General features: G+C 47.4%; 21 protein-coding genes and 1 pseudogene. 14 read left to right on the top strand and 8 right to left on the bottom strand.

Going from position 1 to position 23,789, the window contains the following annotated elements; genetic code table 11:
* The first annotated feature begins 4 nt into the window (after positions 1 to 4).
* Positions 5 to 1,006 (top strand): tRNA (adenosine(37)-N6)-threonylcarbamoyltransferase complex transferase subunit TsaD, encoded by a 1,002-nt coding sequence (tsaD, locus tag B9A32_RS17155; protein ID WP_084071191.1) that lies wholly within the window; start codon positions 5 to 7, stop codon positions 1,004 to 1,006.
* A gap of 185 nt (positions 1,007 to 1,191) precedes the next feature.
* On the opposite strand, the gene B9A32_RS17150 is transcribed toward tsaD, so the two are convergent.
* Positions 1,192 to 2,196, bottom strand: coding sequence for a glycoside hydrolase family 3 N-terminal domain-containing protein (locus B9A32_RS17150; protein WP_084071190.1), 1,005 nt, complete (start codon positions 2,194 to 2,196; stop codon positions 1,192 to 1,194).
* 228 nt (positions 2,197 to 2,424) lie between these two features.
* On the opposite strand from B9A32_RS17150, the gene B9A32_RS17145 reads away from it, so the two are divergent.
* Positions 2,425 to 3,357, top strand: a complete 933-nt coding sequence (locus tag B9A32_RS17145) for a DMT family transporter (RefSeq protein WP_084071189.1) — start codon at positions 2,425 to 2,427, stop codon at positions 3,355 to 3,357.
* Positions 3,358 to 3,384: 27 nt separating this feature from the next.
* Here B9A32_RS17145 and B9A32_RS21905 read toward each other — a convergent pair whose 3' ends face one another.
* Genes B9A32_RS21905 through B9A32_RS17130 form a run of 3 tightly spaced genes read right to left on the bottom strand, consistent with a single transcriptional unit; the run spans position 3,385 to position 5,793 of the window.
* Entirely contained in the window at positions 3,385 to 3,708 is a 324-nt protein-coding gene (locus B9A32_RS21905; RefSeq protein ID WP_084071188.1) for a DUF8180 domain-containing protein, read from the bottom strand.
* Complete coding sequence (locus tag B9A32_RS17135; protein ID WP_084071232.1) at positions 3,705 to 5,147, bottom strand: DNA integrity scanning protein DisA nucleotide-binding domain protein; 1,443 nt, start codon at positions 5,145 to 5,147, stop codon at positions 3,705 to 3,707. The genes B9A32_RS21905 and B9A32_RS17135 overlap by 4 nt, the downstream gene beginning before the upstream one ends.
* Positions 5,134 to 5,793, bottom strand: coding sequence for an L-fuculose-phosphate aldolase (locus B9A32_RS17130; protein WP_084071231.1), 660 nt, complete (start codon positions 5,791 to 5,793; stop codon positions 5,134 to 5,136). The genes B9A32_RS17135 and B9A32_RS17130 overlap by 14 nt, the downstream gene beginning before the upstream one ends.
* Before the next feature lie 116 nt (positions 5,794 to 5,909).
* Between B9A32_RS17130 and B9A32_RS17125 the strand changes: the two genes are divergently transcribed.
* A complete protein-coding gene (locus B9A32_RS17125; RefSeq protein WP_084071187.1) occupies positions 5,910 to 6,662 on the top strand; it encodes a TIGR04211 family SH3 domain-containing protein in 753 nt (250 codons plus the stop codon).
* A 3-nt stretch (positions 6,663 to 6,665) separates the two neighbouring features.
* Complete coding sequence (locus B9A32_RS17120) at positions 6,666 to 7,820, top strand: iron-containing alcohol dehydrogenase (RefSeq protein ID WP_084071186.1); 1,155 nt, start codon at positions 6,666 to 6,668, stop codon at positions 7,818 to 7,820.
* Positions 7,821 to 7,950: 130 nt separating this feature from the next.
* On the opposite strand, the gene B9A32_RS17115 is transcribed toward B9A32_RS17120, so the two are convergent.
* Positions 7,951 to 9,432, bottom strand: a complete 1,482-nt coding sequence (locus B9A32_RS17115; RefSeq protein ID WP_170923885.1) for an ATP-binding protein — start codon at positions 9,430 to 9,432, stop codon at positions 7,951 to 7,953.
* 14 nt (positions 9,433 to 9,446) lie between these two features.
* Positions 9,447 to 10,220, bottom strand: a complete 774-nt coding sequence (gene larB, locus B9A32_RS17110; RefSeq protein WP_084071184.1) for a nickel pincer cofactor biosynthesis protein LarB — start codon at positions 10,218 to 10,220, stop codon at positions 9,447 to 9,449.
* 386 nt (positions 10,221 to 10,606) lie between these two features.
* Here larB and B9A32_RS17105 point away from each other — a divergent pair, with 386 nt between their 5' ends.
* Positions 10,607 to 10,879, top strand: coding sequence for a Trp family transcriptional regulator (locus B9A32_RS17105; RefSeq protein WP_084071183.1), 273 nt, complete (start codon positions 10,607 to 10,609; stop codon positions 10,877 to 10,879).
* Entirely contained in the window at positions 10,872 to 12,167 is a 1,296-nt protein-coding gene (locus tag B9A32_RS17100) for an MFS transporter (RefSeq protein ID WP_084071182.1), read from the top strand. Before B9A32_RS17105 ends, B9A32_RS17100 begins: the two co-directional genes overlap by 8 nt.
* A 46-nt stretch (positions 12,168 to 12,213) precedes the next feature.
* Here the strand turns inward: B9A32_RS17100 and B9A32_RS17095 are convergent, their stop codons facing one another.
* Both B9A32_RS17095 and B9A32_RS17090 read right to left on the bottom strand, forming a co-directional pair.
* A complete protein-coding gene (locus tag B9A32_RS17095) occupies positions 12,214 to 12,861 on the bottom strand; it encodes a class I SAM-dependent methyltransferase (RefSeq protein ID WP_232367214.1) in 648 nt (215 codons plus the stop codon).
* 134 nt (positions 12,862 to 12,995) lie between these two features.
* Positions 12,996 to 14,219, bottom strand: coding sequence for an OmpA family protein (locus B9A32_RS17090; RefSeq protein WP_084071180.1), 1,224 nt, complete (start codon positions 14,217 to 14,219; stop codon positions 12,996 to 12,998).
* Positions 14,220 to 14,754: 535 nt separating this feature from the next.
* Here B9A32_RS17090 and resB point away from each other — a divergent pair.
* The 8 genes and pseudogenes from resB to B9A32_RS21170 form a co-directional block, all read left to right on the top strand.
* On the top strand, positions 14,755 to 16,269 hold the full coding sequence (gene resB / locus B9A32_RS17080; protein ID WP_232367213.1) for a cytochrome c biogenesis protein ResB: 1,515 nt from the start codon (positions 14,755 to 14,757) through the stop codon (positions 16,267 to 16,269).
* Positions 16,270 to 16,272: 3 nt separating this feature from the next.
* A complete protein-coding gene (ccsB, locus tag B9A32_RS17075; protein ID WP_084071178.1) occupies positions 16,273 to 17,103 on the top strand; it encodes a c-type cytochrome biogenesis protein CcsB in 831 nt (276 codons plus the stop codon).
* 489 nt (positions 17,104 to 17,592) lie between these two features.
* Complete coding sequence (qrcA, locus tag B9A32_RS17065; protein ID WP_084071176.1) at positions 17,593 to 18,267, top strand: menaquinone reductase multiheme cytochrome c subunit QrcA; 675 nt, start codon at positions 17,593 to 17,595, stop codon at positions 18,265 to 18,267.
* Between the two features lie 52 nt (positions 18,268 to 18,319).
* Positions 18,320 to 20,473, top strand: coding sequence for a menaquinone reductase molybdopterin-binding-like subunit QrcB (gene qrcB, locus B9A32_RS17060; protein WP_084071175.1), 2,154 nt, complete (start codon positions 18,320 to 18,322; stop codon positions 20,471 to 20,473).
* Between the two features lie 114 nt (positions 20,474 to 20,587).
* Positions 20,588 to 21,427, top strand: a complete 840-nt coding sequence (gene qrcC / locus B9A32_RS17055; protein WP_084071174.1) for a menaquinone reductase iron-sulfur cluster-binding subunit QrcC — start codon at positions 20,588 to 20,590, stop codon at positions 21,425 to 21,427.
* A gap of 28 nt (positions 21,428 to 21,455) precedes the next feature.
* Positions 21,456 to 22,694 (top strand): menaquinone reductase integral membrane subunit QrcD, encoded by a 1,239-nt coding sequence (gene qrcD, locus B9A32_RS17050; RefSeq protein ID WP_084071173.1) that lies wholly within the window; start codon positions 21,456 to 21,458, stop codon positions 22,692 to 22,694.
* 12 nt (positions 22,695 to 22,706) lie between these two features.
* Entirely contained in the window at positions 22,707 to 22,865 is a 159-nt protein-coding gene (locus tag B9A32_RS21415) for a hypothetical protein (RefSeq protein WP_170923884.1), read from the top strand.
* A 586-nt stretch (positions 22,866 to 23,451) separates the two neighbouring features.
* A pseudogene (locus B9A32_RS21170) lies at positions 23,452 to 23,789 on the top strand (IS4 family transposase); the annotation flags it as partial.

Below are 23,789 nucleotides of genomic sequence, written 5' to 3'. Positions count from 1 at the left end.
CCGGATGATTATTCTTGGTATTGAGTCCTCCTGTGACGAAACCGCAGCGGCCGTGGTGGAAGATGGGTGCAAGATTCTCTCTTCCATTGTATCAACCCAGGTGGAAGTGCACCATAAATATGGCGGTGTGGTGCCGGAGCTGGCATCGCGTATGCACATGGAAGCCATTTTGCCCGTTGTCACCCAGGCACTTGAAACTGCCGGTATCACCATGGATGACATTGACGGGGTGGCGGCCACCCGGGGGCCGGGGCTGGTGGGGGCTCTTCTGGTGGGGTTTTCCTTTGCCAAGGCCTTTGCCTGGGCCCGGGGGCTTCCCTGGACCGGAGTAAATCATCTGGAAGGACATATATATTCCGTTTTTCTGGGAAAAACACCGCCATCTCTTCCCTTTGTCATACTCCTGGCGTCGGGGGGACACACCAATCTTTACCATGTCACTTCCCCCAATGATTTTGAACTCATGGGCCAGACCCGGGATGATGCTGCCGGCGAAGCATTTGATAAGGTGGCAAAAATGTTGGGCCTGGGCTATCCCGGCGGGGCCGTCATTGAGAAGTTGGCGGCAAAAGGAGATCCCGGTAAAATTCGTTTTCCCAGGAGCTATCTGGATAAGGAAGGGTTTGATTTCAGCTTCAGCGGTTTAAAATCTGCGGTTGCCCGGCATTTACAGCAGCGAAAAGAACCGTTGACCCCGGAAGATGTGGCTGACATTGCAGCTTCTTTTCAGGAGGCGGTGCTGGATGTACTCTCCTTTAAGCTGATCAATGCTGCCAGGGTTAAGGGATGCCGCACGGTGGCCCTGGCCGGGGGGGTGTCTGCCAACACGGCCCTTGGCCGACGGGTGGCAAAGGATGCCGCAGCCCGGAAGATGACCCTGGCGTTGCCACCGTTATCCCTTTGCGGTGATAATGCTGCCATGATTGCTGCCAGGGGGCACCGCCTTATTCAGGACGGCACCCTGTGCCAGCTTGATCATGATGTCTTTTCCCGCACCAGGGTGTAATCAAACCGAATATTTACAAAGGCGTAACCTAAGTTCTCAATAAGCCCGGGTATTCAGAAATTTATTTCAAGTTCAACCCGGCGCTTAATGGGCTGAATCAGATTTATCACCCAGGGTTATTGAGAATTTACGGCGTAACATCTTTTTGAAGGCCAGCAAAAAAGTTGAAAAGAATCTCAGACTTCTTATCCCCCGACCAGGTATTGTTTTTTTGCATTCAGTATTCTTTTTACCGATGCCGTGCCGCTGTCATGCATTGACGGGTTTTGGGAAAGAAGTCTGCGGGTCTCTTTGACGGCTGTGTCAATGTCTGGACCGCTGTGACAGATGAGAAACATATCTATGTGGGCCTTTAATATCTGATGTACACAAATTTTTATGTCATGCTTAATGGCCTGCATGTCAAGATCATCGGTCACCACAAGGCCACGGTACCCCATGCGATCCCTTAAAAAAGCCTTGGCAATGCCGGGGGACAGGCTTGCCGGCCACCCTGGGTCCAGGCAGGAGTAGAGAATATGGGAAAGCATGACCCCTGACACTTTATTTTCAATGGCCACCTTAAAGGGTACAAGGTCGCTTTGCATCAGTACTTGTTCTGTGGTGTCAAGAATCGGGAGATGGAGGTGGGAGTCCAGGGTGGTTCTGCCGATGCCGGGGAAATGTTTGGCCACAGCCATGACGCCATTATTTTGAAGTCCCCGGATAACCCCCATGCCCAGTTTTGCAACAGTTTGTGGATCTCCTTTAAAAACCCGTTGATTCATGATGCCCCGGAAGCCACTGGGAACCGTGTCCATCACCGGTGCAAGGTTCATATTAAGATTGAGTTTACTCAAAAGCTGTGCCATTTGTCGGCCCATTGTTTCTGCTTTTTCCAGTGTGTCTATCTTTGGAGCCCCCTGGAATTCCTTAAACAGGGGCGCCTTGAGTCTTGCCACCTGTCCCCCTTCCTGATCAATGGCAAGGAACAGAGGCGGGCAGTTACATTGCCGGGCAAAGGCCTGGCTTTCCCGGCACAACAGCGCCACCTGTTCAGGGTTTTCCACATTTCCGGCAAACAATATCATGCCGCCAACCCTGAGATCGCGGATTAAATATTTTATTTCATCATTTAATCTTGTTCCGTTAAATCCGGCCATGAGCCGCTGTCCTGCCAGTGTGTCTATATCCAGATTGTTTGTTGCCATGATCTCCTTTGTCCCACCCCGTGGGGGTTGGGGAAAATTACCTTGACTTGTTTTTTTCTTCTGATATTTAAAAACCCCATCGTGCGTACTAAACTGACTTAAATTTCCATTTCGGCCGTGGCCATGGAAACGCTGATAGAAAAATAAATTTGACTGTCTGTGAACCAAAATTGTTCCATATTCACATCGAAAGAAAGTTAAGTAAACCGATCATAAGGCCTTCATACCATGGAATTTAAAACATTTAAATCAGAATTGATATTGCTTCTGGCCGCCACCATCTGGGGGTTTGCCTTTGTTGCCCAGAGAATGGGGATGGACCATGTGGGACCATTTACCTATAACGGCATTCGATTTGCCCTGGGCGGCGCTTCCCTTCTTCCTTTTTTACTGGTGGGCTTAAAAAGACAGCAGGATAAAATAGTGACGGTTACAACGGCTCCATCCCTTTCCTTTGTCCTGAAAAGCGGTGTGTTTGCCGGTATTTTCCTTTTTTCCGGCGCATCCCTCCAGCAGGTGGGACTGGTGTATACAACGGCGGGCAAGGCAGGGTTTATCACAGGGCTTTATGTGGTGATCGTTCCTTTCATCGGATTGTTGTGGAAACAAAAATCCAGCCCGGGCATCTGGGGCGGGGCTTTGCTTGCTGCTGTGGGGCTCTATTTTTTGAGTATCACCCGGGATATGAGCATTGAATATGGTGATTTTCTTGAATTTCTGGGGGCATTCTGTTTTGCCTGTCATGTGGTGATCATCGGCAGATTGGCCAATCGCATAGATACGGTGCAGCTGTCCATGGTTCAATGCGGGGTGTGCTCTGTATTGAGTCTTTGTGTGGCTGTTGTCTTTGAAGAGATCACATGGCAGGGCATAAGCGCTGCCGCCCTTCCCATTGTTTATGGCGGGGTGTTTTCCGTGGGGGTGGCTTATTCCCTTCAGATTTATGGGCAAAAGGGCAGTCACCCTGCATCTGCTGCCATATTGTTGAGTCTTGAGTCTGTCATTGCGGCCCTGGGGGGCTGGCTTGTATTAAATGAGATGCTTTCCGGGCGGGCATTTTTTGGATGTGTGCTGATGATGGCAGGTATGCTTCTTTCCCAGCTTTATCCCTATCTTGTGGGAAAACGTGGTTCCAGCAATAAAAAAGAGGCCAAGGTGTAACAGCTAACAGCCCGACCTCCGATTTTTTTACCCGGCGATGGCTTTTAATGCTGCATTGAGTTTTTCGGTGATCTCACCTGACGCTTCTGCGGTCTCTTTTAACAGTCCTGCCACCTGTGCAAGGGAGGCGTCTTCTGCCTTTTGTGCCCAGCTTTGGTATGTTTCCATGTGGCTGTTATTATGATCAATCCAGTGCTTTAACAGGGTCGTTATTTTTTCTTCCATACTCATTTCATGGCTATGATGGTGCCCATCATGGGAATGGGTATGTTCGTGGTGATGGGTGTGGCCATGGTCATGGGTGTGACCGTGGTCATGGCTGTGCGCATGGTCGTGGGTGTGCTCGCTCATGGTAGTACTCCATTAATATAAGACGTTAATGATTGGGGTTCAGAGGGAAACCCGGGAAGGGGATTCCATTCGCAAAATGCATTGAGCTCTATGCCATGGTGGATAATGGAAACCGGACGGTCGGAGGAAACCACCACCACAATGACGTTGTCATGTTCTGCGGTGAATCTTAAGGCTGAGTTATAGCGTGCTCCCCGGGCCATGTTTTCTCCTTCAATGGCTTTTCCATCCAAAAGGCAACCAAATCCCCTGAGGGCGATGGAAGACATGATGTGGAGAGCACCGTCAATTTTCAGCAGAGATGTGGCAAGATCCAGATTCTTCAGCTCCAGAAGATCCAGGCAGGGTTCAAGGATATGCCCTGAAACCTTGACCGGTACTTTATTCAAATCCAGCACCAGGGTGCAGCCGTGACGATTGTTCTCTGCACTGTGTACCAGTCTATTGATCACCTTGAAAAGAGCAGTGCTCACCTCTGTGTCCAGATTGGAATCAAGCAGCAGTTCTTCAAGTTCCACCAGTTTGGCCTTGCGGGTGGATGAATGAAACGATCCGTCGTAAAAACTACAGATCTGTTTTCCTTCAAGCTCCAGAAATCCGTGCTCCCCGGAAAATCTCACTGCAATGGCCGAAGGAGGAGTGTCGGAATCAGAGATGCCGATGATGGTGTGGCCGTCTGAAACCAGTTTTCTATTGGAAAACTCAACGGCAAGTAGCAATTTTCGGATATGCTTTACATTGGCCATGACCGGTCGTTCATGACGCTGTATTTTTGCAATAAAATTAAGGTTGTCCAGCATTTCAGGGTCCACAAATATCAGTTTTCCCCGGGGCCATGATCCTTCTTCCCGGGTTTTGGACAGCTGAAGGATGGTGTCCAGAATGGGGTGCACCAGCATGCGGGTGTCCAGGCCCAGGAGTTTATTTCGTACGTCCACAATGTGATCGGTGATGGCGTGGATGGCGTGATTTTGAAGCACATGGCCCGAAGTGCCCATGGAAATGCTCTCCGATGAAAAATCCTGGGCCATGAGCCATCCCGCATGTTCCAGCCATCGCTCGGTGGGGAAGATGGAGCACATGTCCGGGTGGTGGTCAGTGAACCACATTTGATAGAAAAAATTGTGGGAACTGCCGCCAAAGGAGATTAAACCGGCAAGATGGAGATTGTTAGCAGGTATAAAGTGGCCACGGGGTTGCCGGGATATTTTTTGTATTAGATTTTCCCGCCAGCCTCCGGCATCCATATATAGTTCCTTTAGCTTGACCTCATGTCCCCTTAGAAGATGCTGGGGGTCATAAACCTGTAATGGGGATGCCGGGTCCCTTGCGTAGATGATGGCTGCACGGCTTGTCTGGGAAAAGTGGGAAAGTCCTTCGACTAATCCATTAAAGATATTGAAAATACAAAGATTTTGGTACATATCATTTTGAATCATTGTGTCCCCGGGGGCCGTAATCTGCAAATTTTTCAATCACCCGTTCCATCTCCTCATCGGAAAGGATCACGGGTTTTCCAATGCATTCCGCCTGGTAACAGATTCTTGCCACAAGTTCAATTTCTTCTGCCGTATTAAAGGCTGAGGTGAGGTCTTTTCCCACAGCCACCACACCGTGGTTGGCCAGAAGCACTGCATTGTAGTTTTCAATGGTTTTTGCAATGTTTAACGCCAGTTCCGGGGTGCCATAGGTGGCATAGGGTGCCAGGGGGACCTTTTTTCCGGCAAAACCCACCAGGTAATGGACGGCGGGAATTTCTCTGTTCAAACAGGCAAAGGTGGTGGCATAGGTGGAGTGGGTATGTACCACAGCGTTAATATCCCGGCGCCGGTTGTATAAAGACAGATGAAAGCCCACTTCACTGGACGGCCTGTTTTCTCCCTCAAACAGGGTGCCGTCGGGATGCAGTATGACAATATCCCGGGGTTCAAGCCGGGGATATTCAATGCCGCTGGGGGTGATGGCAATGTATTGTTTTTCACGGTTAAAACAGCTGATATTTCCCCCGGAACCGGTGGTCAGGCCAGCTTTGAGCATTTTGTTCCCAAAGGCGATGATTTGTTGCCGTTCTTTTAAAAGTCTCATGGTTATGACTGATACACCGCATTTTAAAGCATTGCAAGGATTTTTGGGAATGGTATTGTAAAATTGTGCAAGTGTTGGTATTGGAAGTGAAACCCCCTTGGAAAGGAGAGAAATAAATGAAAATAACGGTGCCCGGCAAAATTTCAAGTTTAATTTTTTTGATATTGGTGCCATTGATATTTTGTGGTGTTTCCCATGCTGAAACCGGTTATGTATCTGATATGCTGATTTTGACCATGCGGAAGGGTCCCGGGAGTAACTTTAATGTGGTCCGCACCCTGAGAAGCAATACAGTGTTGGAAATATTGGAAAAAGGTGCCACCCATCTTAAAGTCAGAACCATGGAGGGAGATGAGGGCTGGGTTGAAAAACAATATATCACCAGGGAAACCCCCAAGACCATTCTCATTGATAAATTAAATTTAAAAATCATGGAACTTGAAAAAGCCTTAAAGGCAAGTGAGGCATCCAATGCATCATTTTCCTCCAGCGCTGACACTGTTGCCCAAAAATATCAGAAACAAATCGCTGAGCTTGCAGCGTCGCTCAAGGCAAGCCAGACGGGGAAAAAAGTATTGCAGGAAAAAAATATCAACCTGGAATCGGCTGTCAATAAATTAAAAACCGCCATGGACACCCTTAAATCAAGCATTGAATCCGGAGGCCTTATCACTGAAAATGAGACCTTGAAAAAAGAAGTGAAAGAGTTAACCCAAAAGGTGAACTCCCTGACGGCATCCGGGGATGAGCCCCTTAAAACAGGGATGATTAAATGGTTTGTTTCCGGGGCCGGGGTGTTGCTGGCAGGGTGGCTCATGGGTAAAAGCATGACCGGAAGTCGAAAAAAATCAGGAAGGCTTTTGAGTTGACATATGAAATTTTCTTTCAGCACCCCGACAACAATTTATTTTGGCAGAAAAGAAGCTGGAAGGCTTGGAGAGGTTGCCTCAGGCATGGGGTGTAATGCCTTGTTGGTGTCAGGATCTGACACATCCCGTTTCAATGATATTCAAGTCGCGCTTGGACAAAACAATATCTGTTGCACCTGTTTTTCCCAGAAAGGGGAACCCACCGTTGATCAGGCGGAGCAGGGGGCAAAAATAGCCCAAAGCCGGGGCGTGGATCTTGTCATTGCCGTGGGCGGGGGCAGTGTTGTGGATGTTGGCAAGGCCATTGCAGCCCTTGCCACCAATCCTTTGCCTGCCATGGATTATCTTGAGGTGATTGGCAAAGGAAAGCCCCTTGCTGCCCATCCTCTTCCATTTGTGGCATTGCCCACCACTGCCGGGACTGGTGCTGAAGTTACATTTAACAGTGTGCTTGCGGCCCCGGAACACGGGGTTAAAGTCAGTCTTAGAAGTCCTTTTATGGCACCGGATGTGGCCATTGTGGACCCTGAACTGTCAATGGGTGTATCCCCCGTTGTTACGGCATCTTCGGGCATGGATGCCTTGACCCAGCTCATGGAAGCTTTTATTTCACGATTTTCAAATCCTTTGACAGATGCCCTGTGTCGGGAGGGAATCAAAAGGGTGGCTGCCTCCCTTAAAGCAGCCCATGACAGGGGAGATGATCTGGCAGCCAGGGAAGATATGAGCCTTGCCGCCCTTTTCAGCGGTGTTGCTCTTGCCAATGCAAAACTGGGTGTCGTGCATGGCATTGCCGGTCCCATGGGGGGGATGATTCCGGCCCCCCACGGGGTCATTTGTGCACGGTTGCTGGGGCCTTGTATGGCCGTGAATCTCACAGAAAGCAGCAGGGATGAAGCCCATGGCCATGTGGTTAAAAAGCTTGGGGAGATTGCTTCCATTTTAACTGGAAATCCAGGGGCTGCTCCCTGGGATGCTGTTCAATGGATTGATAATATGGTTCGGTATCTCCCCCTGCCGCCCCTTTCCCGGTATGGGCTCAACAAGGTGAAGTGTCAGCAATTGAGCTGCCAGGCCCTGAAATCCAGCAGCATGAAAGGTAACCCTGTGCCATTGACAGAAAAACAATTGTTTGACATTCTTATGCCCCATTGCTGAGGTAAACTTTTTTATATAACTGCCACGGGCAGACCGTAATTCTGTCCTTGCTTCGCCCACAACAAAGCTTGAAATACACCCCTGCTTTGCGGAGTATTTCATATAAACCGCCACGGGAAATGCCGGAAACTCAATGTTTCTTTTTGGCGGTGCGGGGAATAATTCGCGGCATTTTGATGAGAAATTTAGTACCGGTGTCCAGAGATGAGCGGACCTTGATTTCTCCACTGTGCTGCTCAATGACTTTGTTGGTGATGTAAAGCCCAAGACCCGTGCCCTGTTTACCCTTGGAAGAAAAAAAGATGGTGAATATATTTTTCAGGGTCATGGCATCCATGCCTTTTCCATCATCTTTTATGAGAAAAACTATCTTATCTGCCTTGATGCGACAATGAAAAAGAATGGTGCAGTTCCTGGCCGTGCCCGAAGCGACACAGGCATCAATACTGTTTTCAAGAATATTGATAAATGCTGATTGCAGGCTTTTTTCATCAATTTCAAAATAGTCATCATGGGTTTCGCATTGCACATTGAGCTGGAGTTTAATGTCGCTTTGTCCGGCAGCAGGGATGATGGGCATCATCACCTCGTCAATGAAACCCCTGGCAGAAACCTTCTGCCATACAGGCCGTCTTGTCTTTGTATAATACAAAATATCCAGCACCAGCTTTTTAATTCTTTCTGTGATCTGGTTGGATATCTCAAGCCCTTCACTGATGCGGGTCATATCCCCTTTTTTGAACCCTGTGTTTATCAGATACATGCCGCTGTCCAGGCTGGTTAAAAGCCCTTTTATGCCGTGGGATATGGAGCCGATCATTACCCCAAGGGATGAGAGGTGATCCTCCAGCCGTCTGACTTCTGTGATGTCTGTCAGCATGACAAGTACTTTATTTATATTGCCTGCGCTGTCACGAATGGGGGCTGTCCACGAAAGAACAATGTGTTTAACACCGTCCGATGAGATGATTTCCGATTCCAATGCATGGTTCTCACCATCTTCGTAGGTCAGTTGCACGGGGCAGATGCGACAAGGATCATCTCTGTTTTTACAAATACCAAAACAATATTCTCCAATGTGATTGCCAAAATATTCATTGAACTTTCGGTTGGAGTCGGTGATCAGATAATCCTTATTCAAGGTGAAAATAAAACAGGGAACTTCATTAAAAAGCTGTTTATACTTTTTTTCAGACTGGCTGTAACGACTTTTATAATATTCATTTTTAAACAGCAGTTCTTTTTGGATGCATATTTTATCCATGGCACGTTTAACATAGATGTCAAAGGTTGTGCCGTCCGCCGGTAAAATCATGAAGTCAGATGCCCCCATCCCAAGGGCTGTGATTCCCATGGAAATGTGCGTGGAAGATACCATGGCAATGACAACTGTGGCGCCCATGCCGGGGATGAGTTGTTTTATGGCATGACGGTCATTTAAAAGATCGTCGTTGAAATAAATAAAGACAATTGCCGCTCTTTGCATGTGCGACATCTCTTCCAGGAGTTCTCCCCGGGTCATGTTTGCAAATTCCGTGTCTGCATAAAAAATGGAACCTTTGATTTCAATGGAATTTTCCGGGCAATTTACAATGCATATGGTTTTATTCATACAAATGTTTTCCATCAGGGGGTGTCATGGATCAGGGCCGTGAGGCGATTGATGGTGGCAGCCATGTGCCCTCCGCCAAATCCATTGTCTATGTTTACCACGGCAATGTTTGAGCTGCAGGCATTGAGCATGGATAAAAGAGCTGTCATGCCGCCAAAGCTGGTGCCATATCCAATGCTGGTGGGAACAGCGATCACAGGGGATTTTACCATGCCTGCCACCACGCTGGGAAGGGCGCCTTCCATGCCTGCAACCACCACAATCACCGATGCCTGCTCAATGATTTTTTTATGGGCAAACAGGCGATGAATGCCCGCCACCCCCACATCAAACACAGTGGTGACCCGGTTTCCCATGGCCCGGGCCGTGATGGCAGCTTCCCGGGCAACGGGGATGTCAGATGTCCCTGCAGAAATCACAAGAATTTCGCCTTTGTTTATTATTTCTGGTGGATTCTTTTGCAGCTGTAGAATCCGGGCCTCCTCGTCATAGGTGGCTGCTGTGATGCTTTCCATCACCTGTTGTGCCTTGTCTTTACTGATGCGGGTGACAAGTATCACTTCCTCAGAAGATGCCATGGCCTGGAGTATCCGGGTGATCTGGGCAGCTGTTTTTCCCTGGCCGAAAATAACTTCGGGAAATCCCTTGCGTATGGATCTGTGGTGATCAATGTGTGCAATTTCAATGTCTTCAAAGGACAGATGTTCCAATTTTTCCCGGGCATTTTCCACGGAAAGTCCGCCGTTTGCCACCTGATCTAAAATCGTTTCGAGCATTTTACCATTCATTCTATTACGTCCTTGGTATTAGTTATGATGTTTATTTTTTTACTACAGTCCCGGGCCGGTCTCCATTGCCCTCCGGGGCGGTTGATGCCATCTTTAATATTTGTTGCATCTGACAGGATATGTCCGTTTTTATATGAAACACGCCGCAAGGGGAATATTCCAAGCTTTGCTGTGAGCAGAACCGGATCAGAATGCGCTTTGATAAAAAAGATCCAGGCCTGCTTCCTGATACGTGGTCAGGTTCCGGAGGTTAAACAGATATAATACCCATGTTTTTAAAATTTTCATATTTCTTTTAAAAAAAAATAAAATGGTGTAATTTTATTCCCATTGTATCTGAAGGTTCCGGTGAATAAAAATAATTGAATGCAAGCAAGGAGAAAAAAATGCCCGTTGATAAAGAGTTGTTGAGCGCCGTTCTATCCGTTGATGACCTGGAAGATCTTGACGCCCTGTTTCAGGATCTCTTTACCCCCGGAGAACTGGCTGATCTTTCCCTTCGCTGGAAATTGCTCAAAGATCTTAATCTGGGTATCACCCAGCGTAAGATTGCTGAAAAATACGGTATAAGCCTGTGTAAAATCACCCGGGGCTCCAAAATATTAAAAAACAAAAATTCCATGGTGCTTCGATTGCTCAAAGAAGGTAAGGATGACTGATCTCTTTGGGCCCGGCCATGGCGCCCATACAAAGGAAGAGACGGGCTGGATTTTGTACGATGTTGGAAATTCCGCCTTTGTGCTGGTGATGATAACGGCTGTCATGCCTGTTTTTTTCAAGGACGTGGCCGCTGCCGGGCTTCCCAATACGGTTTCCACGGCCTATTGGGGGTTTGCCAATGCCGGAGCTTCTTTTATTCTGGCATTTTTATCACCGGTTCTGGGAGCCATGGCCGACTATCAGGATAAGAAAAAAACATTATTCCTCTGTTTTCTCGGTCTGGGGCTTTTTTTCACCCTGGCCCTCATGGGAATCGGGCAGGGTATGTGGGGACTGTGTTTGGCCTTTTTTGTTTTAGCCCGGGTGGGATGGGCCGGGGCCAATCTTTTTTACGATGCCTTTCTGGTGGATGTGACCCCCCGGGAGCGCATGGATCTGGTTTCATCCCGGGGATATGCATGGGGATATATCGGCAGTGTGGTCCCGTTTTTGTTTATTTTATGGCGTATTACAGCTACAGGAGACATTGCCCATGGGGGCCTGCCCGTGGCACCTACCCGCATGGGGTTTATGGTGGTGGCTGTCTGGTGGTTTTTGTTTTCTCTGCCATTGATGAAAACAGTTCAACAAAAACATGCCTTTGCACCATCCCGTCGCCCGGTGCGGGAGAGTTTTCGTAGATTATGGCACACTTTTCAACGTATCCGTACCCATCAATCTGTGTTTATGTTTCTGGGGGCCTATTTCTTTTACATTGACGGAGTGGGAACCATTATTAGTATGTCCACAGCCTATGGGCGGGATCTTGGCTTCAGCGTCACCATGTTGATTGTTGTTATCTTGTTCATCCAGATCATTGCATTTCCCTTTGCCCTGGTCTATGGAAAACTGGCCCGGCGGTTTTCACCTAAGACCATGCTGATGTGGGGTATTGCCGTATATTGTGTGATCACGTTCATGGCATTCTGGCTTCCCCAAATTCACAGCCATGCACTTAAAGTGGGGATGTTCTGGGGCATTGCCTTTCTGGTTGCTTCGTCCATGGGGGGTATCCAGGCCCTGAGCCGCAGCTTTTTTGCCAGCTTGATCCCCATGGAACAAAGCGGAGAATTCTTTGGTTTTTTCAATGTTTTTGGAAAATTTGCAGCCATTTCTGGACCGCTTCTCATGGGAGGGATCGCAAAAATTTCCGGTCATACCCGCTGGGGGGTTTTAAGTCTTTTATTACTTTTCACGGTAGGGCTCTGGCTTTTAAATAAAGTTGATGTGCCGGATTCCCGGTCATGAACGCAATTTTGAAACAGATTATAGGCCCCACGGATGGAACCAAATTTTATTTTTCCTTCATTTCCATGAGCACCACTGACACTGCTTTTTCTTTAGGACCGATGGTTTGTTTTTTCATGCGAATCTGATAATGTTTTTCCATTTCCTGGATGAATTTCAATGAGGTTTTTCGCATGCCTTCGGCAAGAATTATTTTTCCGTCGGGTTTTAAATATTTTTGAAATAAGAAGTAAAGTCCCGGGAAATCAGTTTCCTTGAATACCACCTCAGATCCAATGATATAGTCAAACTGCCCCTGAACCATGGGTTGGTTCCAATCCAGCTTTGCAACTATATCAGGCTCCATGTTGTTCAGTATCGCATTGGCCCGGGCAAAATTAAGGGCATCTTCATTGTATTCTGTGATGGTGATGGCATGCCCCATTCCGGCACAAGAAAGACCGGCCACCCCCATGCCGGCACCGATTTCAAGAAAACGATGGGCTGAATTAACCTTTATGGTGGAGATGTGGCTGGCCAGTACTGCCGTGGCCTCCCATATTTTTGACCACAGGGGGAAGTTGTTGAAAAGATCGTCCGGGTTGATAAAGGCATCAATTTTCCGGGGAACAAAAAGTTTTAATCGATGATTTCCAACGGAAAAAGTGGTTTGCTCAACTTCATATTGTTGCTTGAACTGCTCAATGGAAAACATGTGCATCCTTAAAATTTTTAGATAAAATTAAAATAAAAACCCCCTGGAACAGATATTCCAGAGGGCTTTTTTATATTACATGGTCGATGATAATATCAATGATTCATTTTTTCACATCAGCCATATATGTAGGATTACATTTCCGGTTTGATTGCCACACGCCTGTTCAAGGAGCGGCCAAATTCCGTTGTGTTGGTGGCCACAGGCTGGCTGAAACCATATCCTTCACAGGAGATGCGTCCGGCACTGATACCCTTGTTCACAAGATAGTCTTTGGCAGCATTGGCTCTTTTAACGGACAGTTTCTGGTTGTAAGCTGCGCTTCCTATGTTGTCTGTATGACCCTGAAGGACGATGGTCATACCGGGATTTTTTTGCAAAATTGCAGCAACACCGTTGAGCTCTCCAAAGCCTTCAGGTTTGATGTCTGCTTTATTGAAATCAAAGAGCAAAGATCCGAGAATCCAGCAACCCTGGGCATTGACCTGTGCACCCATGGGGGTTCCCGGACATTTGTCCATGTAGTCATAGACGCCGTCCTGATCTGTGTCCAGGGGGCAGCCGTTCTGATCAACCACAACACCTGCGGGGGTATCGGGGCACAGATCGTTGTCATCAATAACGCCGTCATTATCACTGTCTTTGGGTGCGGCTTTGTGAGTGAGAAAAACATCTTTCACAAAGGCTGCCATGCCTGCGCTGGATACAAGGGCTTCAGCCTTGGAAAAGCTGCCGCATCCACCGATGTCAGCAATTTTTTTCATCAGGGTCATTCCTGAATCAGCATTACCCACAAGGACAGGGTAGATGCACAGGGAAGAGCCGAATTTGTCTTTTAATGCCTGGGCTGATGCGATGGCATTCCCAGCATTTTGGAGTCCGTCACTGACAATGATCAGAGCACTTTTCCCCTTTGCCTGGTCCAGATCCATGGCAACGGCATCAAGGGCTTTGGCCATGGGAGTAAATCCATTGATGTTTGTTATTTTTTTCAGGGCTGCACCGAAATCGGCGGTGGAATAGGTTGTCATACCATACTGGAGCTGGGTGGACATGGACTTATTAAGTCCAAAAGATCTTAGGCCTGCGCTTTGTCCAAGTTCCGGGACGGTCTGGTTCATTCTGGAAATAAGTTCCGTGGCCAAGGTATACTTGGGGGTGCCCTTGCACGCATCGTTCATGGAGCTGGATGCATCCAGTACAACAATAAAATTATCGATTTTTGAGGTGTAATCGGCGGCATCAATTTTGGCAGGTGAAAATGCCGGTAGTGGTTGGTTGGGTCCCTTGGCGGCGCAGGCAACCATGAGCATCATTGATGCAAAAACAACAAGTCCCTTTAGAATACGTTTTCCCATGAAAATCCTCCTTTTAAAAATTTTCAGTGTTTTTATGATTCTGAATAGAGTCGTACTGCTTTGATGGAGCGCTCATGTAAGGCCCATTATTTGGATGGGCAATATTGAGGCTTGTAATATGTGTATATGTTTAACGTTCTGGTTCTGATGTGTCAAGAATTTAATGCGGGCCGGGTATAAATCAATGCCCCACCAAAAGGGATTTTTCTTGTCTCCATGCCGTTGAACAGGACCGGGAATAGCGGCTTTGGATGATCAGGGTGTTTTTCCCCGGCCCATGCCGGAAAAGAGGCACGATTGTGCGGATTTGGAAAAGGTTTTGCGATTGCCGGGGGGATTTGTTATATAGATTGATTTTAAAATAGATCATATGGAGAAAAAAAGTGGGAAAGCAGTACCGCTTACCATGGCTGAGTGCGCTTTTTAATGCGTTGGTGATAAAAAAAATTTGCTTCCGGGCAAATCTTATTCTGATTTCGTTCTGCCCACAAGAAAGATAGAAATACGCCTTTGATTTGCAGAGTATTTTTTTATTATGAAGCACTCCTCAAATCAGGGGTGTGTTTCAGACTTTGTTGTGGATAGAACCGGATCAGAATACGGTCCGCCCGTGGCGGTTTATATAAAAAAACATGGATATTTAAGAATCCTCGTCGGATTTAAGGGAAAATCAGGTATGACCAGTAGAAAAAAGAAATTTGGCTCCAACAATGGAGTCTGGAAGTTTTTTACATCGGTGAAATTAACCGTGTTTGTGTTGCTGATTCTTGCTGCAACCTCCATCATTGGAACCTTGATTCCGCAAAATGCTTCACAAGGTTTTTATCTTCAAAAATACGGTGAAGTGTTTTTTTCTCTTTTTAAGGGGCTTAACATCATTGACATGTACCACTCCTGGTGGTTTCTCACGCTCCTGGGGCTTTTGGCTGTCAATATTATTGTATGCTCCATTGACAGGCTCCAGACCACCTGGAAAATTATTTTCCCTGACAAGGTGTCTTTTAACCTGGAAAGATTCAATCGCATGCCCGCAGCCCTGCGGTTTGATTGTGAAAAAGAGGCAGATGTTCTGGAAAAAGCCTGTCATAAACTCCTGGAAACCTCTGTGGGGCCGGTGTCCGTTAAAAAAAATGATGGGGGGACAGCCCTTTTTGCAGAACAGAGACGCTGGACCCGGCTGGGGGTGTATGTGGTGCATTTGAGCATTCTTTTCATGCTTGCAGGGGCCGTGATCGGTTCCATGCTGGGCTTTAAGGGGTTTGTCAATATCACGGAAGGTGAGACTACAGATTTCATTGAAGCCAGAAAGGGAGAGCACAAGCATATTCCATTGGGGTTTTCCGTGCGATGCAATGACTTTTCCGTCAGTTTTTATGATACCGGTCAACCCGAAGAGTTTAAATCCAGCCTCACCGTCATTGAAGGGGGCAAGGAGGTTCTCACTCGGGATATCGTTGTTAATGATCCCCTGCGGTATCGGGGAATCAGCTTTTATCAGTCCAGTTACGGCACGGCGTCAGCAAAGAATGTCCGTTTAAAATATACCAGCAAAGACAGCGGTATGGTGTATGAGAAAACCCTCTCATTTAAGGAACCTCTTATCCTGCCCGAATCCGGGGGAACGCTGATCCTGGATCGTTTTGCCAATGGGTATCAGTTCCGGGGACACAATCTTGGAGAAGGCTTTGTGGGGCGTATTGTGCCGGAAAAAGGCAGTGAGACTGAGATTTTTATTTCAGTGAGATTTCCCACATTTGATAAAATGCGCCAGGGAAAATTTGCCTTTGAAGTGGATGGGTTTGATAAAAAATATTACACTGGGCTCCAGGTCAATAAAGATCCCGGGGTGTGGTATGTTTATTTTGGATTTATTCTCATGATTGCGGGGTGCTGGATTACCTTTTTCATGTCCCACCAGAGCAGCTGCATTTACATTACCGGGGGAGACGGCAGGCAAAGCCGGATCATGGTGTCAGGTTTTGCCCACCGCAACCCCCAGGGAATGAAACTTAAAATAGAAAAACTGGCAGAAAAAATTAAGGATATTTAAATAATGAACAGTTCCATGCTTTTGTCTGTTGTTACCTTCGTATATGCTTTTGTTTCGGTGCTTTATATTGGATCGTGGACTTTTAAAAAAGAGATTATGGCCAAGGTGGGCCTGTATGTCCTCATTGCAGGCTTTGTGGGCAATACACTTGGCATTATCCTCCGGTGGATTGAATCCTATCAGATGGGGTATGGCCATGCGCCGTTTTCCAATATGTATGAATCCCTTGTGTTTTTTTCCTGGACCGTGGCGGCCCTTTATATATTTGTGGAATTCAAGTACCGTGAGCGCATCATCGGTGTTTTTGCCACACCCTTGATCTTTCTGGCCATTGCCTATGCTTCTTTGTCCCCTTCCATTGGAGATCGCATAACCCCTCTGATTCCGGCCCTGAAAAGTAATTGGCTCATTGCCCATGTTATTACCTGCTTTCTGGGTTACGCAGGGTTTGCAGTGGCCTTTGGCTTCAGCATCATGTATCTTATAAAACCGACAGATCACAAAAATGGCGGTTTAACGGCCAGATTGCCCTCCCTTGCTTTGATTGATGAGTTGACCCATCAGATGGTCATGTTCGGCTTTTTGTTTCTTTCCATCGGTATTATCACAGGGGCGGTGTGGGCCAATTCTGCCTGGGGTACCTACTGGTCCTGGGACCCCAAGGAAACATGGTCTTTGATCACGTGGCTTATTTATGCCACACTGCTGCATCTTCGGATGATGCGGGGTTGGGACGGAAAACAGATTGCCTGGGTCTCCATTGTGGGATTTATGGCGGTTTTGTTCACCTATTTCGGAGTTAACCTGCTGCCCGGTCTTCACAGTTATGCTTAGTATTTTATCTTGACAAGGAATAGAGTTCTTAATATAGATTGACGTTGTTTAACCGGGTGGAAATCCATGGGCTTCATTCCAAGCTCTGCCGCCCGGATTCACAATTTTCACCGGGGAATCGGGTGGATGGTGTTGTTTGGTTTTTCAGGTGTTGTATAACGAGATGCGCCATGATTTTAAAAGGATTTTTATTGTATACCCCCTTTAAGATGCGGCAGCAGCTTACACTTGACTTTATTTCGGTGACCCATGATACCATCTGATTCGGAACTGTTTAAATGTGAAATTTTTTTCAGATCCAGAGAGAATTTCTATCTTTGTTGTGGGTGGACCGCTGTCAAAAGGACGTTTGCCTGCGGCGGTTTTATGGAAGTGGCTGTGACGCGGGTATGAAATACCTTTCACAGTGTAAATATGGTGCCGGATTAATATAAATTCCGGTGCAGTCGGTGTTTGTGTTTCATCAACAATTTAATTGATGGGGTTTTCATGAGCGAATTAGAAGAGAAAACTGAAAATGGTTCTACAGATTCCCTGGAAATGGGTGTATCTGAAGAACAGAAGGCAGAAGGGGATTCCGGCATTGGCGCGGGCGTCCTCTTTTTTATTGCAGCCTTTGCTGTCTGCTTTCTATCGGGGTGGTTGCTGTTTCCCAACCTGCTTTATTCAAAAAAAGAGCAACCCTTTAATTTTAACCATGCCCTGCACGTGGAGGAGATGGGGGGATGTGATTCCTGTCATTACTTCCGGGAAGACGGCAGTTTTGCAGGTGTTCCCAAACTTGCCCAGTGTGTGGATTGCCATGCAGAAGTCATGGGTGACACAGAGGATGAAGCTGTCTTTGTTGCAGAGTATGTGGAAAAAGAAAAAGAAGTTCCCTGGCTGATTTATTCTGAACAGCCGGACTGTGTCTTTTTCTCCCATTCTGCCCATGTTGTGGGTGCCCAGATGGATTGTGTCTCCTGCCATGGACACATTGGTGAATCCACCACCATGAAACCCTATGAAGAAAACAGAATAACCGGTTACAGCCGGGACATCTGGGGTAAAAATATCTGGGGGTTCAAGAAAAATTCTTGGGATCGCATGAAAATGGATGACTGTGCAGAATGTCATGAAAAAGAAACAGGAAGCAAGGGTGCATGTTTTCAGTGCCATAAATAGACCATTGCCTTTGCGTTTGGAACGCTTTAAACTTTATTGAGGTATATAACCTATGAAAGTAGATAGAAGAAGCTTCTTGGGACTGGGACTTGGCGCAGCTGCCGGTGTGGCCGTGACTCCGGCAACCTGGAAACTGATGGATGATTCATCCATCTGGACCCAGAACTGGCCGTGGACCCCTGTTCCCCCCGATGGAGAAGTAACCTTTGAAGACACCGTCTGCACTCTGTGTTCGGGTAATTGCGGTATCAGTGTCAGAAAAATAAATGGAAGACCGGTAAAAATAGAAGGGACAACGGGACATCCTGTGAATGACGGGGGGGTATGCCTCCATGGGATTTCCGCATTACAGTATCTTTATGATCCTTCCCGGGTGAAATCCCCCATGATTAAAACCGACGATACCTGGAAAGAAGTTTCCTGGGAAAAGGCCCTGGCCCATGCGGCAGAGGCTTTGGGAAATATCAGAAAGGCCGACAATGCCAATGCCATCGCCTGCATCACTGACAATGACAAGGGTACCGTCTCCGGTCTTTTTAAACGTCTGACAACGGTTCTCGGGTCCAATAATTATTACACCATGGATACCATGGAAAAAGCCTGGGCCACCACCATTGATGCTGTTAACGGTGTCAAAGCCCATGTGGGATTTGACCTTAAAAACAGTGATCTGATTTTAAGCTTTGGCAGCGGTTTCATTGAAGGTTGGGGGGCTCCTGTATACAATTTCCAGGTAAATGCCCGGAGAAAAACCCACGGCATAAAATTGATCCAGGTTGAGCCAAGGCTTTCCAATACAGCTGCCGCAGCCGATAAATGGGTGCCTGCAAAACCGGGTACGGAAGCAGATCTTGCCCTTGCCATCTGCGGTGTATTGATCACCAAAGGACTGTACAATAAAAAAGCAATCCAGGCGGATGACCCCTCTTTCAAGGCATTTGCAAAAATGGCCCAGGAAAAGTATTCCCCGGCCAGAACAGCACGCACCACCGGTATAGATGTGGCATCCATCCAGAATCTGGCCATGGCCTTTGCCGATGCTGAAAAACCCGTTGCCATTGCCGGCAGAGGAAAAGGTGACAGTGCCGGAAGTACCAGGGAATTTGCAGCTGTATATGCACTGAATTGCCTTGCGGGTAATATCAATGCCCCGGGCGGTTTCTGGCTCATGGATAAAGATCCTGCTGAAGTGTGGCCTTCCATAGAGATGGATGCCATGGCAACACAGGGATTTGCCCGGGCAAAATTTGTGGAAACAGACACCGTGGACAGCTTGATGGCCAAGGTGACAGCATCTGCAAAAAGCCCGGTGGAGGCACTGCTGGTTTATAATGCCAATCCCTGCTACTCCCTTAAAAATGCCAAGGCAGTCACCGAAGCTGTTAAGAAAATCCCCTTTGTCATCAGTTTTTCTTCTTACATGGATGAAACCACTCAGTTGGCCGATGTTGTTCTGCCAAGCCACATGTTTCTTGAGCGACGTGAGGATGTGTCTCTTACGGGTCCTGTGCCGTTGGATATCACTGCCCTGACCCGACCCATGGTTTCACCTCTTTTTGATACCCGACATCCAGGGGACAGTGTGCTCTCCCTGGCAGCTGCCATGGAAGGCTCTGTGGCTGCAAGTTTTCCATGGGAAAGCTACGATGCCTGCCTTGAAGCTGTTAAAGCCCCGGTATGGAAGGCCCTTTCTGAAAAGGGATCTGTGGTGAAAGAGCCGGTGAGCCTGGTTAAAAAAATAGAGCGCATGGACTTTTCCTTACTGCTCAATGATACCGCCGTGGTTGCCGCTGAAGGTGATGAAGCCACCTATCCTCTGGTGTTGATGCCTGTGGACAACATTCGCTTGACAGGCGAAATCGCTGCTTCTCCTTTTGCCGTAAAGACCGTTTCTGACAAGGTGCTCAAGGGAACTGACAGTTTTATTGAAATTAATCCTGAGACTGCAGATCAACTTCGTTTGTCCCAGGGGGATGAAGTGACCCTCACCACACCCGTGGGCAGTGCCATTGTTAAGGTGAACCTTTTTGACGGTATCATGCCCGGTGTGCTGGCCATGGCCCACGGACTGGGACATACCATGGCTGAGAACCCCTATGTGGGCGGCAAGGGCGTTAATGTGAATGCACTTGTGGGGCCTGTCATGGATGCCATTTCCGGACTGGATGCCGCCTGGGGAATCCGGGCGAAAATCTCCAGGGTCTGATGGCGGTTCTGAAGCAGACGTTTTCCGGGAGATTTTCCTGGAGTAAAGCCATGAAACCCTTTGCCTTGAATTAAGGCCGGGGAAAGATGTGGATAAATTGTTAGAGAGGTTCTGATGACACAACAAAATCACGGAAATGCGCATAAATTTGGAATGGTGATTGACCTGGACAAGTGCACCGGTTGCGGGTCCTGCATGGTTGCGTGCATGTCTGAAAATAACGTTCCATTTAAAGAAGATGAATCCAATAAAAAAGACAGCATCACCTGGATGCGGGTCTATAAGCTGACCAATGGGAAATCCTTTCCCGACACAGATGTCTGTTATCTGCCAAGACCCTGCATGCATTGCGGCGGAAAAGGAGACCACGGTCATTCTCCCTGTGTGTCTGTGTGTCCTGCCACGGCCACTGATTATGATTACGGCACAGGTATTGTCAGCCAGATTTACACCCGTTGCTTTGGATGTCGATACTGCATGGGAGCCTGTCCCTACCATGCCCGTTTTTTTAACTGGTGGGATCCCAAATGGCCGGAAGGTATGGAAGAGTATCTCAGCCCCGATGTTTCTCCCCGGATGAGGGGGGTGGTTGAAAAGTGCAGCTTTTGTTTCCATCGTTACCAGGCCGCCAAAGACAAGGCTTATCTGGAAGAACGTGACACCGTTGCCGAAGAAGAGTATCAGACAGCGTGCACCCAGGCCTGTCCCTCCGGTGCCATTACCTTTGGGGATTTGAACAATCCGGATCATGCGGTTCATCAGCTGGTAAACCCTGATCCCCACCATTGCGGACGTCCCAGAAACCCCAAGGCGTTCCGTCTTCTGGAACGGCTTGAGACCAATCCCAAGGTATATTATATTTCCGAGCGGGAGTGGGTACGCAAAGCCGGAGATAATTATCTGGACGGTGAATGGGAAAAGGCAAAAATGAAAAAAACCAAAGGTCATGAATAACCAACCATTAGCTTAGGAGTAAATAGATATGGATTCTGCATTAATACCTAAGGGCGCAAACCGCTGTCCGTTCCCTGTGTTTGCCACCGGGATCGCGGTGGTTGGTGTGGTGCTGCTGTGGGGCGTTTATGCCATGGGGCTGTGCTGGATTAAAGGCTTGAACCAGACAAATATGAATGATTATTATGGGTTTGCCCTGTGGATCTGGGCGGATCTTGCAGTCATTGCCATTGGTGGCGGTGCCTTTTTCACCGGCCTTTTGAAATATGTCCTTGGCATAGATGAATTAAAAAATATTATTAACCTGGCTGTGGTGATAGGGTTTATCTGTTATAGTTCCGCCCTTCTCATTCTGGCCATTGACATTGGACAACCCCTGAGGGGCTGGTTTATTTTTTGGCATGCCAATGTCCATTCCATGCTCACCGAGGTGGCCTTTTGCCTTTCTCTTTATTTCAGTGTGCTGACCATTGAATTTATCCCCCTGATTCTTGAAAACCGTCAGGTGGACAAGGTTCCTTTTTTTCATAATCTGAGCCATAACATGCACACTGCCATGGCTGTTTTTGCCGCCACCGGTGCTTTTCTTTCCTGCTTCCACCAAGGATCCCTTGGCGGGGTTGCAGGTGTCCTTTACGGAAGACCCTTTGCTTTCCGGGAAGGCCTTCTCATCTGGCCCTGGACTTTTTTTCTGTTTACCTGGTCTGCGGCTGCCTATGGGCCCTGTTTCACCTTGCTTGTTGCAAAAATGGTGGAGGGCATCACCCGTAAAAAACTGATCAAGGACAATGTGATTCATCTTCTGGCCAAAATTTCCGGATGGATGATCACCACTTATATTGTGGCCAAGATCATTGATACCATTTACTGGATTGCGGTGACGGCCCCCTCACTGGGTTTTTCCGTCATGGATTTTTACACCGACAACGCCTTTTACGGCATCTGGATTCTTTTTGCGGAAATCGTTCTGGGGGGCATTGTACCTGCGGTGATTCTCATCACTAAGAAATACCGCGAAAATTCAAAAATGCTGCTTCTGGCAATTATTCTGGGTGTTCTGGGTGTTTGCCTGAATCGTTGGGTCATGGTACTCCAGGTGATGGCGGTTCCGGTGATGAGTTTTGATACCTGGGCCCTTTATATTCCCAGCTGGCAGGAAGTGGCCACCACCATTCTGCCTGTTGCCTATGGTATTATTCTTCTGGCCCTGGCCTATCGTTATCTGCCCATGTTTCCCCAGGAGAAAGAACTGTCCACTGAAAAATAAGGAAATATTGATATGTTGCCAAATTGCTTTGAATGGGCCTGGGATGCCGGGCACTTCCTCTTTTTCGGAGGAATGTGGTACACCATTATTATTTTGAGTCTTGGAATGACCTGGTGCATTTTTAAAACCATTATGGACACCGTGTCCGGAAAGGGCGGGGATCACCATTAAAAAATAAAACACCGCCATGCAGCTTGATGCATGGCGGTGTTTTTTTTATTAGAAAATAAACTTCCGGGCAACCTCAGCAGAGCCGCCCCCCGACGGGCAATAGGAACCGGACAATTGAGCTGTCTACAGTTCCGGTCCGGGCCCATTGCCCGTCGGGGGGCGGCGGCATAATACCATTTGGCTCCGCGTCTACGACCCTATATTTGTTTGGGCTTGGTCATAAGCTGGGCCACTATAGGTGAAATAAAATTTTATTATCCGCAAAGCACTGTAATTATAGATGTTAACTTTTGCAGATAGAACTTTATCACAAGATGGGCCACGTTATGATCAACCCCATTTGTTGTGTCCGACAGGACATGACCGTTTTATATAAAATTCCACCCAAAGCCTTGCAATGATTAGAGTTTCAAATTTCGTTGTGGGCAGGTAAAATCCCAATATGATCTGCCCATGGCCAGTGATGTCCGGTTAGGTTTTTGCATGCTTAAAAAAGAATATAAAACACTTGATTTATTAAAAAATAAGAGCTACCTAAGCATTGCTTTTGTCTTGTTGTAATTGATTCTATAACAAGGAGAAGTTAATGCCCATAACCCAATGCAAAAAACAAAAGATCAAATTTGATGCTGAATCCTTTATACAATATCTGCTACCTCTACAAAAAATTCTGCTCACTACCCCTGCGCTTAATTCAAGGGGGTATCGGCCATTGAAAATGACGTTTGAAGACCAACTCAATGCTTTATTATTCTATCACCTTCAAGAGCATGAGTCTGCAAGAGATCTTGTCCAGTGCATGAAAGAAGATGATTTTGCCAAAAATAACATAGCGCCTGATGGTGGTATCAGTCTCAGCAGTTTTTGTGAAGCCATTAATGATCGAGGACTCGAACAACTTCAATATGTCTTTGAGGAACTTTG

The organism is Desulfocicer vacuolatum DSM 3385 (genome assembly GCF_900176365.1).
In the GTDB taxonomy this organism is placed as follows: Bacteria; Desulfobacterota; Desulfobacteria; order Desulfobacterales; family Desulfobacteraceae; genus Desulfocicer; species Desulfocicer vacuolatum.
The sequence above is the reverse complement of the archived record's forward strand: the minus strand, read 5'-3'. Positions and strand labels throughout refer to the sequence as shown.

Bases quoted from the DNA above. Each gene is read 5' to 3' on its own strand.
- tsaD (WP_084071191.1), top strand. From the start codon at position 5: ATGATTATTCTTGGTATTGAGTCCTCCTGTGACGAAACCGCAGCGGCC.
- B9A32_RS17150 (WP_084071190.1), bottom strand. From the start codon at position 2,196: ATGGCAACAAACAATCTGGATATAGACACACTGGCAGGACAGCGGCTC.
- B9A32_RS17145 (WP_084071189.1), top strand. From the start codon at position 2,425: ATGGAATTTAAAACATTTAAATCAGAATTGATATTGCTTCTGGCCGCC.
- B9A32_RS21905 (WP_084071188.1), bottom strand. From the start codon at position 3,708: ATGAGCGAGCACACCCACGACCATGCGCACAGCCATGACCACGGTCAC.
- B9A32_RS17135 (WP_084071232.1), bottom strand. From the start codon at position 5,147: ATGATTCAAAATGATATGTACCAAAATCTTTGTATTTTCAATATCTTT.
- B9A32_RS17130 (WP_084071231.1), bottom strand. From the start codon at position 5,793: ATGAGACTTTTAAAAGAACGGCAACAAATCATCGCCTTTGGGAACAAA.
- B9A32_RS17125 (WP_084071187.1), top strand. From the start codon at position 5,910: ATGAAAATAACGGTGCCCGGCAAAATTTCAAGTTTAATTTTTTTGATA.
- B9A32_RS17120 (WP_084071186.1), top strand. From the start codon at position 6,666: ATGAAATTTTCTTTCAGCACCCCGACAACAATTTATTTTGGCAGAAAA.
- B9A32_RS17115 (WP_170923885.1), bottom strand. From the start codon at position 9,432: ATGAATAAAACCATATGCATTGTAAATTGCCCGGAAAATTCCATTGAA.
- larB (WP_084071184.1), bottom strand. From the start codon at position 10,220: ATGAATGGTAAAATGCTCGAAACGATTTTAGATCAGGTGGCAAACGGC.
- B9A32_RS17105 (WP_084071183.1), top strand. From the start codon at position 10,607: ATGCCCGTTGATAAAGAGTTGTTGAGCGCCGTTCTATCCGTTGATGAC.
- B9A32_RS17100 (WP_084071182.1), top strand. From the start codon at position 10,872: ATGACTGATCTCTTTGGGCCCGGCCATGGCGCCCATACAAAGGAAGAG.
- B9A32_RS17095 (WP_232367214.1), bottom strand. From the start codon at position 12,861: ATGTTTTCCATTGAGCAGTTCAAGCAACAATATGAAGTTGAGCAAACC.
- B9A32_RS17090 (WP_084071180.1), bottom strand. From the start codon at position 14,219: ATGGGAAAACGTATTCTAAAGGGACTTGTTGTTTTTGCATCAATGATG.
- resB (WP_232367213.1), top strand. From the start codon at position 14,755: ATGAAGCACTCCTCAAATCAGGGGTGTGTTTCAGACTTTGTTGTGGAT.
- ccsB (WP_084071178.1), top strand. From the start codon at position 16,273: ATGAACAGTTCCATGCTTTTGTCTGTTGTTACCTTCGTATATGCTTTT.
- qrcA (WP_084071176.1), top strand. From the start codon at position 17,593: ATGAGCGAATTAGAAGAGAAAACTGAAAATGGTTCTACAGATTCCCTG.
- qrcB (WP_084071175.1), top strand. From the start codon at position 18,320: ATGAAAGTAGATAGAAGAAGCTTCTTGGGACTGGGACTTGGCGCAGCT.
- qrcC (WP_084071174.1), top strand. From the start codon at position 20,588: ATGACACAACAAAATCACGGAAATGCGCATAAATTTGGAATGGTGATT.
- qrcD (WP_084071173.1), top strand. From the start codon at position 21,456: ATGGATTCTGCATTAATACCTAAGGGCGCAAACCGCTGTCCGTTCCCT.
- B9A32_RS21415 (WP_170923884.1), top strand. From the start codon at position 22,707: ATGTTGCCAAATTGCTTTGAATGGGCCTGGGATGCCGGGCACTTCCTC.